The sequence below is a fragment of the Bradyrhizobium sp. DN3 genome (assembly GCF_041357655.1).
Taxonomy (GTDB): domain Bacteria; phylum Pseudomonadota; class Alphaproteobacteria; order Rhizobiales; family Xanthobacteraceae; genus Bradyrhizobium.
In genome coordinates, this window is the sequence record NZ_JAULLN010000006.1 from 296,961 (window position 1) to 313,285 (window position 16,325).

Sequence of the window (16,325 nt, forward strand, 5' to 3'; positions counted from 1 at the left end):
TTCAATAATGCGGCGGGCGCTCGTTGGCAGGGCCCGGCGCATTCGCCTCGGCCTCCTGGAGCCGTTCGCTCAGCTGTGCGATCTGCCGCGTCAGCGCATCGATCTGCTTCCACTGCGCCGTGATGGTCTGGTTCAGCGTCTCGATCGTGTCGTCCTGATAGGCAAGGCGCGTCTCCAGCGTGTCGATGCGCTCGCTCAGCGTCTTGATCTCATTCGTCACGGCCGTGCCCCTTGTCCAATTCGCGCAAGCCAAGTTCTCGCAATCCATGGCCGAGCGCGACGCGCTCGTCGAACACGAAGCATTCGCCGCGCCAGCGGCTCTGCGTCTCCGGCACCTGTTCCAGATATTTGAGGATGCCGCCCTTGAGGTGATAGATCTCGGCAAAGCCGCGCGCGAGCAGATGCGCGCTGGCCTTCTCGCAGCGGATGCCGCCGGTGCAGAACATCGCGATCCTGCGGTGCTTTGCCGGATCGAGCTGCGCGGCGGCAAAATCCTTGAACTGGCCAAAACTCTTGATGCCCGGATCAACCGCGCCCTCGAACGTGCCCATCGCCACCTCGAAGGCATTGCGGGTGTCGAGCAGCAGCGTGTCGGGTGCCGCGATCAGCGCATTCCATTCGGCGGCGTCGACATAGGTGCCGACTTGGCGGGTCGGATCGGCGGCCGCATCCCCGAGCGTGACGATCTCCTTCTTCAGCCGCACCTTGAGCCGGCCGAACGGCATCGCCGCGGCGGTCGAGAATTTGAGTTCGAGATTGTCGAGCCGGCCGCCGAACATGTCGCCGTGCGCGAGCTCGTGAGCGAAGGCGCCGATCGCCTCCGGGATGCCCGCGACGGTGCCGTTGATGCCCTCCTGGGCCAGCAGCACGCTGCCCTTCAGCGCCAGGCGAGCGCAGAACGCGCGCAGCGGCTCGCGCAGCTCGCGGTAATCCGGGAGGGCGGCGAATTGGTAGAAGGCGGCGACCTTGGTGACCGAATTGTTGTCAGACATGGCGGCTCGTTTAGCAGGCGACGGTCGCCCGGAAAACCCGCCATGGCTGAAAGCCGCGAACGGTCCATACGCCCAGCGGATGGCAGCCATTTCATTGGTATGCCAGCATTGCTCCGGCTGGCCGGAATATGTCATGTAGGCCGGGTTTTTCCGAGATGGCGCGCCGTCGCGTCGGATGTCCAAGAAAGCAAGAATTCGCATGAGAAACTTCCATTTCCCCGGCAGGTCCACGGTCCACGCCACCAATGCGATGGTGGCGACCTCGCATCCGCAGGCTTCGCTCGCCGCGATCGAGGTGCTGCGCGAGGGCGGCACGGCGGTGGACGCAGCGGTCGCCGGCTCGGCCGTGCTCGGCGTGATCGAGCCGCAATCGACCGGCATCGGCGGCGACTGTTTTGCGCTGATCCAGCCGCGGGGCGAGGGCAAGATCATCGCCTATAATGGCTCCGGCCGCGCGCCGAAGGCGGCGAACGCCGACTGGTATCTCGAGCGCAAGATCAACTCGGTACCGCTGACCTCGGCGCATGCGGTGTCGATTCCCGGCGTGGTCGATGCCTTCGCCACCGTGCTGCGCGATCACGGCAAGTTCGGCTTCGACCGGCTGCTGCAGCCCGCGATCAAGGCGGCGGAAGAGGGCTACGTCGTCGCGCCGCGCATCGCCTTCGATTGGAAGAACCAGTTCGAGAAGCTGAAGCGCGGCACCAACACCGTGCGCTACCTGTTGCCGGGCGGCAAGCCGCCGGTGGCCGGCGACGTCATCCGCCAGGCAGAGCTCGGCAAGACCCTGCGCGCGATCGCCAAGGACGGCCGCGACGCCTTCTACAAAGGCCCGATCGCGGAGGACATGGTCGAGACCCTGCGCGGGATCGGCGGCCTGCACACGCTCGATGATTTCGCCGCGCACACGACGGAAGTGACCACGCCGATCGGCACCATGTACAAGGGCTATGACGTCTGGCAGTGCCCGCCGAACGGGCCCGGCGTCACCATGCTGCTGATGCTGAACATCCTGTCGCGGTTCGATCTGACCAAGTTCGCACCGCTCAGCGTCGAGCGCTTCCACCTCGAGGCGGAAGCCGCGCGCATCGCCTACATGAATCGCGAGATGCACGTCGCTGCCCCCGATCATATGAAGATCAACGTCGCCGAGATGCTCGCCAAGGGCTTTGCCGACGAGTACATCAGCAAGATCCGGATGGACGGCATGCTCGAGCTGCCGAATGTCGCGCCGCCGATGAATCCGTCGACCATCTACATCACGGTGGTGGACAAGGACCGCAACGTCTGCTCGTTCATCAACTCGATCGCCCATTCCTTCGGTTCGGCGATCGTCTCCAACAAGACCGGTGTCCTGTTCCAGAACCGAGCCGGCGGATTCCGCATCCAGCCGGGCCATCCCAACTGCATCGCAGGCGGCAAGCGCCCGCTGCACACGATCATGCCGAGCCTGCTCACCAAGGGTGGCCGTTCCGTGATGCCGTTCGCCGTGATGGGCGGACAGTATCAACCGACCGGCCAGACGCATGTGCTGACCAACATCCTCGACTATGGCTGCGACGTGCAGGAGGCGATCGATATGCCGCGCGGCCTGCATTACGAGGGCCAGTATCAGCTCGAGGACAGCGTGCCCGCCGCGATCGTCGAGGGCCTGAAGAAGCTCGGCCACAAGACCACCAGTGTGGTCGGTCCGCTCGGCGGTGCCCAGGCGATCTGGATCGACTGGGAGAAGGGCACACTCACCGGCGGTTCCGATCCGCGCAAGGACGGTTGCGCGCTGGGCTATTGAGCGCCCGCGCGGTTCCCCGCACAGATCAGGAAAAGTTGACGAAGGGCGGCGCGGCATTTGCTGCGTCGCCCTTTCTTGTTCGGAACGGAGCTCATTGCTTCAGGTTAAGGGGCGATGAGCGGTGCAGGCGTGCGCTGCTTTGCAGATGAGCGGCGGAGGCGTCGATGTCCGACAAATCAAGTTCCAAACAATCCGCATTCGATCGGCGCGCCTTCATGGCCGGCGTCGCTGGGAGCGCGCTCGTACCGATGACGGCGCGTGCCGCCACGCAGGACGCGAATGCGCCGGTCGCACAAGATCCGGCGCTTCCTGTCGAGGTCACCCTCCACGTGAACGGCAAGGACAAGCGCCTGAGCATCGATGCGCGAACCACTGTGCTCGACGCGCTGCGCGAACAGCTCAAGCTCACCGGCAGCAAGAAGGGATGCGATCACGGCCAGTGCGGCGCCTGCACAGTGCTGATCGGCGACCGGCGCGTGGTGTCGTGTCTGACGCTCGCGCTTGCGGCCGAAGGCCAGGAGATCACGACGATCGAAGGCCTCGCCACCGACGACCGCCTGCATCCGATGCAGCAGGCCTTCATCGACAACGACGCATTCCAGTGCGGCTATTGCACGCCCGGCCAGATCATGTCCGCTGTGGCCTGCGTCAAGGAGGGGCATGCAAACAACGAGGCGGACATCCGCGAGTATATGAGCGGCAATATCTGCCGCTGTGCCGCTTATCCCAACATCGTCGCTGCCGTGAAGCAGGCCGCGCCCGAGATCATGAAAGGCTAGGCGCATGCGACCGTTTTCGTATCAGAGGGCAACAGACCCTGACATGGCCGTGCAGGCGCTCAGCGCCGCCGCGGCCGCGAACAATCCGTTGACCCAGGCCCCTGCGCAGCCGCTCGCCGGCGGCACCACGCTGATCGATCTGATGAAGCTGGACGTGATGCGGCCGGCCGCGATCGTCGATATCAACCCGCTCGCGCGCGACTGGTCGGCGATCGAGCCGATGGATGACAGCCTGCGGCTCGGCGCGCTCGCGAAGATGTCCGACGTCGCCGCGCATGACGGCATCCAGCGCAACTATCCGGTGATTGCCAATTCGCTGAAGCTCGCGGCGAGCGCCCAGCTGCGCAATATGGCGACGCTCGGCGGCAACGTGATGCAGCGAACGCGTTGCAGCTATTTCCGCGATGTCTCCTATGAGAACTGCAACAAGCGCCATCCCGGCTCCGGTTGCGCCGCGATGGACGGCGTCAACCGCATGCATGCCGTGCTCGGCGTCTCCGACCAGTGCATCGCGACCTATCCAGGCGATTTCGCCCAGGCGCTGATCGCTCTCGATGCCATGGTCGAGATCACGGGCAAGGCCGGCACGCGCAGCATGCCGTTTGCCCAGCTCCACAAGACGCCGGGCAGTACGCCCGACATCGAAACCACGCTTCAGCCCGGTGAGCTGATCTCGGCCTTCGCGGTGCCCGGACGCTGGCCGCGCTCGGTGTATCTCAAGGCGCGCGACCGGCAATCCTACGAGTTCGCGCTGTCCTCGGCTGCGGTCGCGCTCGACGTGCAGGACGGCACGATCAGGGACGCGCGTGTCGCGCTCGGCGGTGTCGCCACCGTGCCCTGGCGGGCGCGCGAAGCGGAGGCGCTGCTCAAGGGGCAAAAATTCGACGAAGCCTTGGCGCAACGCGTCGCCGATGCCGCTTTCGCAGATGCCAGTGGGCGGCGGCACAACAGCTTCAAGATCGCGCTCGGCAAGCGCGTGGTGGCACGCGCGCTCCAGCAGGCCGTAACGATGGAGATCTGATCATGACCGCTGCTGCTCCCGAGCCGAAGACGAACATGGGCCAGCCCGTGCCGCGCTATGACGCGGCCGTAAAGGTGACTGGACGCGCGACCTATGCGTCCGACATGCCACTCGCCGACCCCGCCTATGCGTTCCTCGTCACCAGCGCCATCGCCAAGGGACGGGTCAATCGTTTCGATCTCGATGAGGCCCGACGTGTGCGCGGCGTGATCGACATCGTCACCCACGAGAACGCACCGAGGTTGAAGGACTCGAAGCTCTTCAGCAATGGCGGCTATGCGGGCACGACGATCCAGCCGTTGAAATCGGCCGACATTGCCCATGACGGCCAGATCATCGCGGTGGTCGTTGCCGAGAGCTACGAGGCGGCCCGCGAGGCCGCCAACCGCGTCAAGGTCAGCTACACGGCCACCACGCCAAGCGCGACCTTCGACTCGCCCGGAACGACCACGGCGGCAGCGAAGGGGCAGAATGCCCAGTTCAAGGAAGACCCGAAGGTCGGCGATTTCGCCAAGGCGTTCGACGAAGCCGAGGTCAAGCTGACCGCATCCTACGACACGCCGACGCAGCATCACAATCCGATGGAGCTGTTCTCGACGAGCTGCGCCTGGATGGGCGACAACCTCGTCATCTACGAGCCGAGCCAGTTCGTCTACGGCCTGAAGAACGGCGTCGCCGAACAGCTCGGCATCGACGCCGACAAGGTGCGCGTGGTCAACCCCTATGTCGGCGGCGGCTTCGGCTCGCGTGGCTCGATGACGCCGCGCACCGCCATCATCGCCGCTATCGCAAAGCGCCTGAACCGGCCAATCAAGCTGGTCCCGACCCGCGACCAGGGCTTTACCATCGCCACCTATCGCGCCGAGACCCGCCACGAGATCAAGCTGGGTGCTCGTCGCGACGGCAAGCTGGTCGCGCTCAGGCACGAGGGCGCCGAGGTCTCTTCGCGCCCCGATCCCTATTGCGTCGGTGGCACCAAGACGACGACGCGGCTCTATGCCTGTCCGAACGTCGACAGCCTCGTCTCGATCGTGCGCGCCGATCGCAACACGCCCGGCTTCATGCGCTCGCCACCGGAGGTGCCGTATTTGTTCGCGCTGGAGAGCGCGATGGACGAGCTGGCGGTGAAGCTGAACATGGATCCGATTGAGCTCCGCCGCATCAACGACACCACCGTTGAGCCGATCAGCGGCAAGCCCTATACGTCGCGCTCGCTGATGGCCTGCTTCGACGAGGCCGCCAAGGCGTTCGGCTGGGCGCAGCGTTCGCCTCAGCCGAAATCGATGTCGGATGGCGACTGGCTGATCGGTTATGGCTGTGCCACCACCTGCTATCCGACGCACATGGGGCCGTCCGCCGCGCGCGTGCGCCTCCAGCGTGACGGCCGCACCCGTGTCGAGATCGCCGGCCACGAGATCGGGACCGGCGCCTACACCGTCATCGCCCAGAGCGCCGCCGAGCGGCTCGGCGTGCCGCTCAAGAAGGTCGCCGTCTTCATCGGCGACAGCGACCTGCCACCGGCGCCGGTTGCCGGAGGCTCGAATTCGACGGCCAGCACCTGCTCCGTGGTGATGATGGTGTGCGACCAGATCCGGCAGCGCCTGTTCAAGGCGGTGATGCCGAGCCAAAGCCTGACGGACAAGGCCAAGGAGACTGTGGGTATCGGGCAGACACCGGCCACGCAGGCGGCGAAGGGCGACCGTCCGCTCGACCTGGAGAAAGCCTTCGACGCGCTCGGTGTCGGCGTCGTCGAGGAATATGGCGAGTGGAAGCCGGAAGACGCGCCGCTGGATTCCTTCCGCGCCATGCACAGCGGGCAGGTGCGGCTGGTCGGTGGCCACGCCATGAAAGACCAGATCGCCTATGCCTTCGGTGCGGAGTTCGTCGAGGTCCGCGTCAACCGCTTCACGCATGAGATCCGCTGTCCTCGTCTGGTCGGCGCGTTCGCGGCAGGCCGCATCATGAATCCGCGCACCGCGCGCAGCCAGCTGATGGGCGGGCTGATCTGGGGCATGTCGTCGGCGCTGCTCGAGGCCACCGAGATCGACGAACGCAATGCGCGCTACGTCAACGACAACTTCGCGGACTACCTCGTGCCCGTGAATGCGGACGTGCCCAGCGTCGAGGTCATCATGCTCTCCGAGCAGGACAATCACATCAATCCGGCAGGTGCGAAGGGCCTCGGCGAGCTTGCCAATGTCGGCACCAATGCGGCGGTCTGCAATGCGATCTATCACGCCACGGGCCAGCGCATCCGCAAGCTGCCAGTCCGGCTGGAAAATATCGAGGTGTGAGGGGTGGAAACCTCACCCGCGTTGCGCTAGACACCTCCCGCTTCATACGGAAGGTGCCTAATGCAGCGTTTCCACCGCGCACTCCTCGCCCTGATGTCGGCACTCGCGATCACCGTGATCGCCGGCGTGTCGCATTTCGTTTCCTCCACGGCCTCGGCCCAGACTGCAGGAAAGACCATGACCACAGCTTCAGGCTTGCAGATCATCGACAGCGTCGCCGGCACTGGCGCTTCGCCAAAGCCGGGCCAGATCTGCGTGATGCACTATACCGGCTGGCTCTACGAGAACGGCCAGAAGGGCAAGAAATTCGACTCGTCCGTCGATCGCAACGAGCCGTTCGAATTCCCGATCGGCAAGGGCCGTGTCATCGCCGGCTGGGACGAGGGCGTTGCCTCGATGAAGGTCGGCGGCAAGCGTACGCTGATCATCCCGCCGCAGCTCGGCTACGGCGCCCGCGGTGCCGGCGGCGTGATCCCGCCGAACGCGACGCTGATGTTCGACGTGGAATTGCTCGCGGTAAAATAGTTTGCGCCGTCATCCCGGGTTCGTGCTGCGCATCGCCCCCGGGATGACTGAGCCATACGGGTTTACTCGCGAGCGTCTCATGACTATGAGGGCTCCGATTTTGCTGTGGCTCGTGGGCGCGGCTTTGGGTTAGTTTGCCGCCCAAGGAACCAACAGAAAGCAAGTGCCATGACCGGCCATGACCACACGCATTCGCACCATGCACACGATCATGACGATCGCTGGAAACATGACGGCGTGCGCGTCATTCCCGGCAACCAGCTCGATACGAACGTGCCGTCGACGGCCGGCATGGACCGTGCGGCCGCGATCAATTTCGCGCGCGTCGGCGCGCAGAAATTGTGGGCGGGCACGGTCAGCATCAAGCCCGACGCCAAGACCGGCGCGCATCACCACGGCCATCTCGAAAGCGTCATCTATGTGGTGAAGGGTAAGGCGCGGATGCGCTGGGGCGAGCGTCTGCAATTCACCGCGGAGGCCGGGCCCGGCGATTTCATTTTCGTCCCGCCCTACGTGCCGCATCAGGAGATCAACGCCAGCCCCGACGAGGTGCTGGAATGCGTGCTGGTGCGCAGCGACGGCGAGGCGGTCGCGATCAATCTCGATATCGAGCCGGTCGAGAAGCCCGAGACCGTGCTGTGGATCGACCCCGTTCACCGCGATCCCAACGAGAAGAAGTAAGCCCGTCCGAACAGGAGCGAGGTTCGGTGCGACAGAACCTCGCAGGGGGAAGGTCAAAAAATATTCGCAAGCCGTGTCGGATGGCTGCCGGCCGGTCCGTCCTTGGGCAGAATCCCCGCCAAGGAGCTTCCGATGCCCAAGATGATCTTCGTCAATCTGCCGGTGACCGACCTCAAGCGCGCCACTGCCTTCTACGAGGCGATTGGCGCGGTCAAGAACCCGCAATTCAGTGACGACACGGCGAGCTGCATGGTCTTTTCCGAGACCATTTTCGCCATGCTGCTGACCCACGACAAATTCCTTCAGTTCACGCCGAAGCCGATCGCGGATGCCAAGACCTCGAACCAGGTGCTGTTCTGCCTGTCCGCGGACAGCCGCAGCGATGTCGACGATATTATCGGCAAGGCCGAGGCTGCGGGTGGGGTGGCCGATCCCAGTCCGAAGGACGAATACAGCTTCATGTACGGCCGCAGCTTCGAGGATCCGGATGGTCATATGTGGGGTGTGAACTGGATGGATCTCGCGGCGGCCCCTCTGCAGCCCGAGATGGCGAACGCCTGATCGCGGCCCAGAACAGGAGCATTCAAATGTCCAAGGTCACGCCCTGCCTGTGGTTCAACGGCGACGCTGAAGAAGCCGCCAACTTGTACGTCTCGCTGCTGCCCGACTCCAAGATCGTGCATGTCCAGCGCAACGTCTCCGATGGCCCCTCCGGCAAGCAGGGCTCAGTGCTCGTCGTCGAGTTCACGCTCGGCGGGCAGCGCCTGGTCGCGCTGAATGGCGGAATGAAGATGGAGTATACCCACGCGCTGTCGCTGATGATCAATTGCGACGACCAGGCCCAGGTCGACAGCGTCTGGAATGCTTTCCTCGCGCATGGCGGCAAGGAAGAGCAATGCGGCTGGCTCAGGGATCGCTGGGGCGTGGCCTGGCAGGTGGTGCCGAAAGTGATGTTCGAGTTCCTGTCGAGCCCGGACAAGCCAGCGGCCGCGCGCGCGATGCAGGCGATGATGAAGATGGTCAAGCTGGATGTTGACGCGTTGCGTCGCGCGTTCGAGGGCAAGTCGGCGGCATGAAGGCTGGACGGATACCGTAGTGCCGTAGGGTGGGCAAAGGCGCGCTTGCGCCGTGCCCACCACCATCCTCGATTGAGAGCGTTGGTGGGCACGCTCCGCTTTGCCCACCCTACGAGACTGTGCTTCAATGAGGCTTTCTAGTAGTTGATCCGCAGCCCCACGCCGCCGTGGATGGTGTTGCCGACCGGCTGCGGGCCCAGCGTGCCGTTGGCGAAGAGATCCACGACCCAGCCCTTTTGCACGCGGAAGCCGAGGCGGCCGCCATATTCGAACCAGCCCTGGTTGCCCGTGGTCGGGACCACCACGCCGTTGCCGGTCACGGTCGCCACGATGCCGCTGTGCCCAGCAAACGACTGCACCCAGCCGCCGTTGATATTGGCCTCGATGTTGCTGCCGTAGAGATGCGTCCACTGGCCGCCGATCTTGACCAGGCTGGTGCGGTCGGTACCCGTCGCAATCGTGGCATCGAACGGATTAAAGGCCACCGCGCTGTCGGTGTAGCCCGACACGCGCTGCCAGAGCTGCCAGACCTCGACGGAGGCCGCGACCTCGTCGCGCGGCGACAGGCGGCTGATCCAGCCGGCGCGGCCGTAGATCGCGTAGTTCGACGCGTTGGTCGAGCCGGTCACGCTCACGGGGCCGAGGCTGGTATCGTAGCTGCGCGTGTAGCGCGCCTTCTCCCACGGCGTCAGGATCGTGCCGACGTCGAAGAACGGGCGCGACGAGCCCCAGTCGGTGAAGTCATAACGCAGCGCGAAGGCGCCGATCGGTGCGCTCGTGATCTTGTAGCCGCCCTCGTTGTAGTGCGTGTAGGCGATGCCGGCGAGCAGCGACAGATTGTTGGTCAGCTCCTTGCGGCCGTGGATGCCAGCGGAAAACGAGCCGGCCGAGCCGAACGCGCTGATGCAGTCGCTGCAATTGATCTGCTCGTTGACGCCGAGCAGCACCGTGCCGAGCACGCGGTTGGTGATCATCTGGTTGAAGCGCTGATTGGCAAGGCCGCCGATCGAATTGCCGCTGGAATCCGCGCCGGTCGGCGTCGGGCTTGGCGATGGATCCGGGCTCGGCGCGGACGCAGGATCCGGGGTCAGCGAGGGCGACGGAGAGGGGCTCGGCGAGGGGGACGGTGAATAGGTCGGCGTTGGGGACGGCGAATAGGTCGGGTCAGGCGTCGGCTCACCGCATTCGGATCCGCACGTCGCCTGGGCCGCCGCCGGTCGAATATCCAGCGCAAACGCAAGCGCAGCCAAGGCGGCCAGCGCGCCAGCGAGTACCGAGCGCTTGAAGCGGAGTTTCACCATTGTCACCGCCCGCACAGCATGCCGTCGTCTTGGACGGCAGGCGTGATGGTCGGCGAGGCGGCGGCATATTGGTTGACGGCGCAAAGCCCGGCGCTCGCGGCGCAGTTGGCGGCGAACGTCCAGGGCGGCGTGTTGATCTTGGTGATGCCGACCTTGCCACCGGTCGAGGCGATGATCGCGGTGTCGCCGGGCTGGGTGAGCTGCACGCACTGGGAGCTCTTCGTGCAGACGCTGGCCGCGCCGTCCTGAAGCACGACGACGGAGCGGCCGCGCTGCGAGAGGATGTCGAGCGTGGTGCCGCGCACGCCGATGGTCGCGAGCGGGGTCGTGATCTTGTAGGCCGTCTTCTCGGAGTGCCCGGTGACGAAGCGGAAGGCGCCGGTGGTCATGCGGATCGCGACGTCGCGATAGCTGTGCTCGTCGTTGAAGACGGTGCGGTCGAGCTTCAGCGTGGCGCTCGGACCCAGCGACAGGTTGGTGCTGTCGGCCATGACGAAGCGCGCCGCGCTATCGGCGCCGGTGCGCACGGTCTCGTCGCGCAGCATGCTGTCGCCGACATTGATCGGCGTGGCGGTCGCGGCCACGCGCACCACTTCGTTCTGGATCACGACGGCTTCGCCGACGCGCGTCTGCGCCTGCGCGCAAGGGCCTGCGCACAATGCGGCCGACAACAGAGAGAGGAAAAGCCAGAAACGCAAATTCATTTCGCAACCGATCGATATGTCCCTGATCGTACCGGATCGCGCGCACTTGCGATGTGGCGGAATTATCACAAGCGGCGCGGGACGTGCGTTATGCTTAGTGACAGTCGCGGCAGAATGCGTTCAATGAAAACCGCGATCTCCTTTTTGTCCGCGGTGACGCCAATTTGCCACGCAAAACATCTCCACAGCCGACGCTCGAATTATCCGCGGTTCCAAAGATGTCGCGGAGCGCAGTGATTGCCGTCGCGATTTTCCTGGTTGCTCATCTCGCGCTGCTGATCGGTCTCGCGACACCGGGGAAGTTCGTCTTCGATGAGGTGCATTATGTGCCGGCGGCGCGGCAGATGCTGACGCCCGTGATGTCGGGGCCGATGCTCAATCCAATGCACCCGCCGCTGGGCAAGGAGCTGATCGCGGCATCGATCGCAGCTTTCGGCGACAACGCGTTTGGCTGGCGCTATCCGGCGACCTTGTTCGGCGCACTCGCGGTCGTCGCGATCTATCTGTGCGGCCTTGCGCTGTTCTCCGCGCAAGGGCCCGCGATCGCAGCCGCGCTCATCGCTGGCAGCAACCAGATGCTCTACGTGCAGGCGCGTATCGCCATGCTCGACATCTTTGCGCTCGGCTTCGGCCTGCTCGCGACCGCCGCCTTCATGCATGGTTTTCGAAGAGAGCGGCCGCATGCGCTGTTCGCGCTCACGGGCAGCCTGTTTGGCTGTGCTGCGGCCTGCAAATGGAGCGGCCTGTTTCCACTGGGCGTCTGCATCGTTATCGTTGCGGTGATCCGCCTGATGCAGGGCTGGCGCACGCAGTTTGCCGACGCCAGGCCGAGCGACTGGTATCGGCCCGATCTCTGGGACGGTTTTCGGGCGCAGCATGCCGCGCTCTGCTTCGCCGTCCTGCCAGCGTTGACGTATCTTGCCGCTTTCGTTCCGCTCTACGGATTGTCGCTGCCGGATTTGATCGAAGCACAGCGGCGGATCTTCGCCGACAACACCACGACCGCGATCGCCGGCCACACCTATATGAGCGCGTGGCCATCCTGGCCGTTGCTCGCCCGCCCGGTTTGGTTCCTGTTCGACAAGACGGCGGAGGACAACATCGCCGCGATCGTCTTCCTCGGCAATCCGCTGGTGTTGTGGCCGGCGCTGCTCGCGCTCACTGTGGTGCTACGCGATTTCATCGTGGCGCGGCGCTGGGATGCATTCCTGATCGCGGCGTTCTATTTCGGTCCCTGGCTCGCCTGGGCGTTGCTGCCGCGCACGCTGGGTTTCATCTATTACTATTTGCCGGCCGCGACCGCGGCGTCGCTTGCGCTGGTCTATGTGCTGCGCCGGGAGGGGCTGCCGCGCTGGCTGCTGTGGGCCTATGTCGGCGTCGCCGCGGCCGGCTTTGCGCTTCTGCTGCCGATCTCCGCGGCCTTCGTCGGCACCTCCATGCGAACCTTCGGCCGGCTGATGTTGTTCCAGAGCTGGATATGACATCGCCGCCTGCCGGATTAGAGCAGGCGGCGCGTTTCGTCAGGCGTAACTTGGAGATCACTTCGACGCGGTCTTGGTGTCCATGTTCACGACCTGGACGCGGCGGTTGATCGGGTCGGCGCCGTTGGCGGCGTCCTTCAGCTTGGTCTCGCCGTAACCGACGGTGACGAGATCGGCGCTGTTCAGGCCGTAGTTCTGCACCAGGTACTTCTTGATGGTGTCGGCGCGCCGTTCGGAGAGGCCCTGGTTGTACTGTTCGCCGCCGATCGTGTCGGTGTGGCCGGCGACCACGAAGGTCGAACCTTTGAGCGCCGGATCGGACAGCGCCTTGCCGAGCGCTTGCACCGATGCCACCGACGTCTTGGCAATCTCAGCCGAGTTGTAGTCGAACTGAATCTCCAGATCGATCTTCGGCTTGGTCGCCGCGAGCTCTGCGATCTGCTCGCGTTCGCCCGTCGATAGCGACCGGGTCGAGCGGTTGCGCACGGTGTTGAGGAAGGTCGATTCCTTGGCCTGCGCGGCGGTATCGACCTGCGGCCCCACGGAGAGGCCACGGGTTACCGGCTTCGGCTTCAGTGCATCCAGGATCTGGCCTGCGGAGACGTTGTTGTCGCCGGCCAGGGCAAGGCTCGCCGTCATCGACAGGGCCGCGGAGAGAGTAATCGCCTTCAGTCCAAAAAATTTATCAAAACGGGTCATTGTCGTATCCTCGCTGTTACGCCTGATGGCGATTTGATGTTGCGAGCCTAGGGAAGGTTCAAAGACCCTGATGTGATCCTTGTCACATTCGAAGCCACGAGCCGGAGGCCATTGTGTTCGTTCGCGGGTTGCGCCGAACCAGCTCACCGACCATTCCCGGAAATCCGTGTTCACCGATCGTCGCAAAGGCGTCGCCCCACGGCCCGCCCACGAACAAGAATTCGTCCAGATGCGCGCCTAGCAGGTTTTGATCATTCAACAATTCGTCCGCGAGGGAGCCGAGTTCCATCCAGTGCCGAGGCCGAGTGACTACCAGCGCGACTACCAGTTCTATCGCAGCGGCCCGCCGGATCGGACAGTGTCCCTGAGCTCAATGCCCATCTATATCGGCGCGGCGATGATAGCGGTGGCGATCCTGCTGTCGACGTTGATCACGGGGCTGACCTCCCGCTATGTCGGCCTGGAAGGGCCGGCCGAGGATAACATGTGGCTGGTCGATCGTCTCACCGGCAGCGTCTATCGCTGCCAGTCGGAGGGGCGTGGCAAGGCCTCGTGCGAGCCGGACACCGCTACAGGCAGCCTCGGGGAGCGCCCAAAAGCCGCACGCTAAGGGCTGCTATCGCTGCGGCGCAGCAACGAAAATGTCTTCTCCATGAAAACTTGTCGCTGAAGAATGGCTCTTGCGTTCGCCGGCATAACGCCGGTTTTGTCCTACGGAGGAGACATTCGATGAAGATGTTGCTTTCGGCTGTTGTGCTCGCCGTGTTCGCGGCCTCGCCGGCTTCTGCAGCAAAGATGCAACCCTGTACAGGCGAGGCGATCGGCAAATCGATGACCGCAATGGGAACCGTGGATTCGCCCGGCAAACAGGCGATGGCCAAGGAAATGGCCGCAGCCAACAGCGAGATGAGCAAAGGCAATATGCGCGGCGCCTGCAAGCACTACATGCAGGCGCAGAAGATGGGCGCGAAATAACTTGCTGCGTTCGTCGACAGATCGCGCTGTCAGCAGATGGCAGCGCGGTTTTCTTTGCCTCTTTTGTTTGCCTCAGCGCGAATCCCGCTACATTGCCTGCTGCAATGTCACGCCCGCCCAAACCGCTTCCGATCACCACGACACAGGCCCGGCAGATCTGGCTACATGCCCAGCGGCTGGACGGGCGCGCGCCGTTCGGCGATGGCGCGCAGGCCGTCGCGGATGCGGTCGCTCATCTCGGCTATGTGCAGATCGACACCATCAACGTGATCGAGCGCTGCCACCACCACATCCTGTTCAGCCGTATCCCGTCCTACCGCCGCGCCGACCTTCGCCATGCCCAGAGCGTCGAGCGAAGTGTGTTCGAATACTGGACGCATGCGCTGTCCTACGTGCCGGCGAGCGACTTCCGCTTCTTCCTGCCGGCGATGCGCGAGCACCGGCGCGAGGGCCATAAATGGTTCGCTTCGGTGCAGCCGGCCGACACGCGCAAGGTGATGCGGCTGCTGCGCGCCGGTCCGCTGACGATCCGCGACATCGAGGACGACGTGCTCGTCGAGAAGGAGCATTTGTGGCAGAGCCGCAAGCCGTCGAAGCGGGCCTTGCAGCTCGCCTTCTATACCGGCACCGTGACCATCAGCGCGCGTCAGGGCATGCTCAAGACCTATGAATTGATGACGCGGCATTTCGGCTGGGACAAGCTGCCGAAGCCCGCGTCAGCGAAGGAGATCACGGCCTATCTGCTCGAGCGCGCGCTGCGCTCACAGGGTGTGGTGAGTCTGGATTCGATCTGCCATCTCGATGCGCCGCGCAAGAAGGCGGTGGCGGGCCTGATCGCCTCGCGCGTCCGCCGTGGCGAGCTCGTGCCTGTCGCGATCGACGGCGCGGGCAAGCAGGAGCATTGGGCCTCGCCGGGTGCGCTGGAGCTGGGTGAGCGGGCATCGCCGGATCTCGTCCATATCCTGTCGCCGTTCGATCCGCTGATCATCCAGCGCAAACGCACCAATCTCATCTTCGGCTACAACCATCTGTTCGAAGCCTATGTGCCGAAGGCCAAGCGCAAGTTCGGCTATTTCGCGCTGCCCGTCCTGGTCGGCGACGAGATCGTCGCCGCGCTCGACCTCAAGACGGACCGGCAGGTCAAGAAACTCTTGATGCAGAAATGGACCTGGGTCGGCGAAGGCAAGAAGACCGCAGGCCGTAAGGAGCTCAAGCGCAAGATCGAGGACGAGCTCGATCGCTTCGAGCGGTTTCAACTCGCGGAGTGAACACTGCTCGCCACGGTGTCGATTTCGTGGGGTGGACAAAGCGAAGCGTGCCCACCATCGTCGTAGGTGATGCGGATGGTGGGCACGGTGCTAGGGCGCCTTTGCCCACCCTACGAGACCACGCATTGCGACGATTCGATCGAGCCAAACGCCGAGCAAAATCCCCACCGCATAGGCCACTAAATTCCACAGCGAAAAAATCCGCCCCAGCAGCAGCGCCGGCCGTAGTCAGCCGGAATGCATCGAGCCACGGCGTGTGAACCAGTCGGGAGAACTCGACCACGATGGCGATCATCACCGCGATCTGCGTCCGAGTAAGCCGCGGCAGCAAGACGCCGACCAGCAGAAACACCATCGTCGCCCACAAGACCGAGCCGCCATACTTCACGACGAAGGCGGCAGCCCGAGCGGAAAGCCGTACCAGCGCAAGGAGAGTCCGCAGACGATCACCCCGAGCGCGAGGGCGGCGCGGATCAGGGATGTCCGTAACAGCGCAACAGGTTTATCCGGCTGCGCTCCGTGCATTGCTCGCTCCATTGACTCTTTGCCCGCGATGCTGAAAACCGCCAACCAGCCCACAAAAGCAACAACCCGGGGGGAAGCCATGAGCCAGACCACCACCTATGCCGGTTCCGCCGGCGGTGCCAGGAACGCCAGCAAGAGCGACATCGAGACCTCGACCATCCGCGCCATCTCCTGGCGCCTGATTCCGTTCCTGGTGCTGGCCTACTTCTTCTCCTATC

The 16,325-nt window shown here is 64.3% G+C and carries 17 protein-coding genes and 2 pseudogenes; 13 read left to right on the forward strand and 6 right to left on the reverse strand.

Features of this window, described 5'->3' with window-relative positions:
* Position 1 precedes the first annotated feature (1 nt).
* Positions 2 to 220, reverse strand: a complete 219-nt coding sequence (locus tag AAE027_RS12075) for a SlyX family protein (RefSeq protein ID WP_370988231.1) — start codon at positions 218 to 220, stop codon at positions 2 to 4.
* Positions 210 to 992, reverse strand: a complete 783-nt coding sequence (gene trhO, locus AAE027_RS12080) for an oxygen-dependent tRNA uridine(34) hydroxylase TrhO (protein ID WP_370988233.1) — start codon at positions 990 to 992, stop codon at positions 210 to 212. Before trhO ends, AAE027_RS12075 begins: the two co-directional genes overlap by 11 nt.
* A 199-nt stretch (positions 993 to 1,191) precedes the next feature.
* Here trhO and ggt point away from each other — a divergent pair, with 199 nt between their 5' ends.
* The 8 genes from ggt (at position 1,192) to AAE027_RS12120 (ending at position 9,154) form a co-directional block, all read left to right on the forward strand.
* Positions 1,192 to 2,778 (forward strand): gamma-glutamyltransferase, encoded by a 1,587-nt coding sequence (gene ggt / locus AAE027_RS12085; RefSeq protein ID WP_370988234.1) that lies wholly within the window; start codon positions 1,192 to 1,194, stop codon positions 2,776 to 2,778.
* A gap of 164 nt (positions 2,779 to 2,942) precedes the next feature.
* Positions 2,943 to 3,557, forward strand: coding sequence for a (2Fe-2S)-binding protein (locus AAE027_RS12090; protein WP_370988235.1), 615 nt, complete (start codon positions 2,943 to 2,945; stop codon positions 3,555 to 3,557).
* 4 nt (positions 3,558 to 3,561) lie between these two features.
* Complete coding sequence (locus tag AAE027_RS12095; protein WP_370988236.1) at positions 3,562 to 4,578, forward strand: FAD binding domain-containing protein; 1,017 nt, start codon at positions 3,562 to 3,564, stop codon at positions 4,576 to 4,578.
* 2 nt (positions 4,579 to 4,580) lie between these two features.
* Positions 4,581 to 6,872 carry a xanthine dehydrogenase family protein molybdopterin-binding subunit gene (locus tag AAE027_RS12100; RefSeq protein WP_370988237.1) on the forward strand — a complete coding sequence of 764 codons (2,292 nt, stop codon included), beginning with the start codon at positions 4,581 to 4,583 and terminating at the stop codon, positions 6,870 to 6,872.
* A 60-nt stretch (positions 6,873 to 6,932) separates the two neighbouring features.
* Positions 6,933 to 7,397 carry an FKBP-type peptidyl-prolyl cis-trans isomerase gene (locus tag AAE027_RS12105; RefSeq protein WP_370988238.1) on the forward strand — a complete coding sequence of 155 codons (465 nt, stop codon included), beginning with the start codon at positions 6,933 to 6,935 and terminating at the stop codon, positions 7,395 to 7,397.
* Positions 7,398 to 7,565: 168 nt separating this feature from the next.
* On the forward strand, positions 7,566 to 8,078 hold the full coding sequence (locus AAE027_RS12110; RefSeq protein WP_128938099.1) for a cupin domain-containing protein: 513 nt from the start codon (positions 7,566 to 7,568) through the stop codon (positions 8,076 to 8,078).
* Between the two features lie 132 nt (positions 8,079 to 8,210).
* Positions 8,211 to 8,639: a VOC family protein gene (locus AAE027_RS12115; protein ID WP_370988239.1), complete on the forward strand. Its 429-nt coding sequence runs from the start codon at positions 8,211 to 8,213 to the stop codon at positions 8,637 to 8,639.
* A gap of 26 nt (positions 8,640 to 8,665) precedes the next feature.
* A complete protein-coding gene (locus tag AAE027_RS12120) occupies positions 8,666 to 9,154 on the forward strand; it encodes a VOC family protein (protein WP_370988240.1) in 489 nt (162 codons plus the stop codon).
* A gap of 137 nt (positions 9,155 to 9,291) precedes the next feature.
* Here the strand turns inward: AAE027_RS12120 and AAE027_RS12125 are convergent, their stop codons facing one another.
* Both AAE027_RS12125 and AAE027_RS12130 read right to left on the reverse strand, forming a co-directional pair.
* Positions 9,292 to 10,455: a hypothetical protein gene (locus AAE027_RS12125; protein ID WP_370988241.1), complete on the reverse strand. Its 1,164-nt coding sequence runs from the start codon at positions 10,453 to 10,455 to the stop codon at positions 9,292 to 9,294.
* Between the two features lie 2 nt (positions 10,456 to 10,457).
* Positions 10,458 to 11,159, reverse strand: coding sequence for a FecR family protein (locus AAE027_RS12130; protein ID WP_370988242.1), 702 nt, complete (start codon positions 11,157 to 11,159; stop codon positions 10,458 to 10,460).
* Positions 11,160 to 11,377: 218 nt separating this feature from the next.
* Here AAE027_RS12130 and AAE027_RS12135 point away from each other — a divergent pair, with 218 nt between their 5' ends.
* A complete protein-coding gene (locus tag AAE027_RS12135; protein ID WP_370988243.1) occupies positions 11,378 to 12,640 on the forward strand; it encodes a phospholipid carrier-dependent glycosyltransferase in 1,263 nt (420 codons plus the stop codon).
* Between the two features lie 57 nt (positions 12,641 to 12,697).
* Here the strand turns inward: AAE027_RS12135 and AAE027_RS12140 are convergent, their stop codons facing one another.
* Positions 12,698 to 13,339: an OmpA family protein gene (locus AAE027_RS12140; RefSeq protein WP_091898980.1), complete on the reverse strand. Its 642-nt coding sequence runs from the start codon at positions 13,337 to 13,339 to the stop codon at positions 12,698 to 12,700.
* Positions 13,340 to 13,712: 373 nt separating this feature from the next.
* Here AAE027_RS12140 and AAE027_RS12145 point away from each other — a divergent pair, with 373 nt between their 5' ends.
* The 3 genes from AAE027_RS12145 (at position 13,713) to AAE027_RS12155 (ending at position 15,582) form a co-directional block, all read left to right on the forward strand.
* The gene (locus AAE027_RS12145; protein ID WP_128937546.1) at positions 13,713 to 13,949 is read left to right on the forward strand and encodes a hypothetical protein; all 237 of its coding nucleotides are present in this window, start codon (positions 13,713 to 13,715) and stop codon (positions 13,947 to 13,949) included.
* A gap of 119 nt (positions 13,950 to 14,068) precedes the next feature.
* Positions 14,069 to 14,314 carry a hypothetical protein gene (locus AAE027_RS12150; protein WP_370988244.1) on the forward strand — a complete coding sequence of 82 codons (246 nt, stop codon included), beginning with the start codon at positions 14,069 to 14,071 and terminating at the stop codon, positions 14,312 to 14,314.
* Between the two features lie 104 nt (positions 14,315 to 14,418).
* Positions 14,419 to 15,582: a winged helix-turn-helix domain-containing protein gene (locus AAE027_RS12155; protein ID WP_370988245.1), complete on the forward strand. Its 1,164-nt coding sequence runs from the start codon at positions 14,419 to 14,421 to the stop codon at positions 15,580 to 15,582.
* A gap of 90 nt (positions 15,583 to 15,672) precedes the next feature.
* Here AAE027_RS12155 and AAE027_RS12160 read toward each other — a convergent pair.
* Positions 15,673 to 16,107: pseudogene (locus AAE027_RS12160) on the reverse strand (ribosomal maturation YjgA family protein).
* A gap of 79 nt (positions 16,108 to 16,186) precedes the next feature.
* On the opposite strand from AAE027_RS12160, the pseudogene AAE027_RS12165 reads away from it, so the two are divergent.
* A pseudogene (locus tag AAE027_RS12165) lies at positions 16,187 to 16,325 on the forward strand (MFS transporter); the annotation flags it as partial.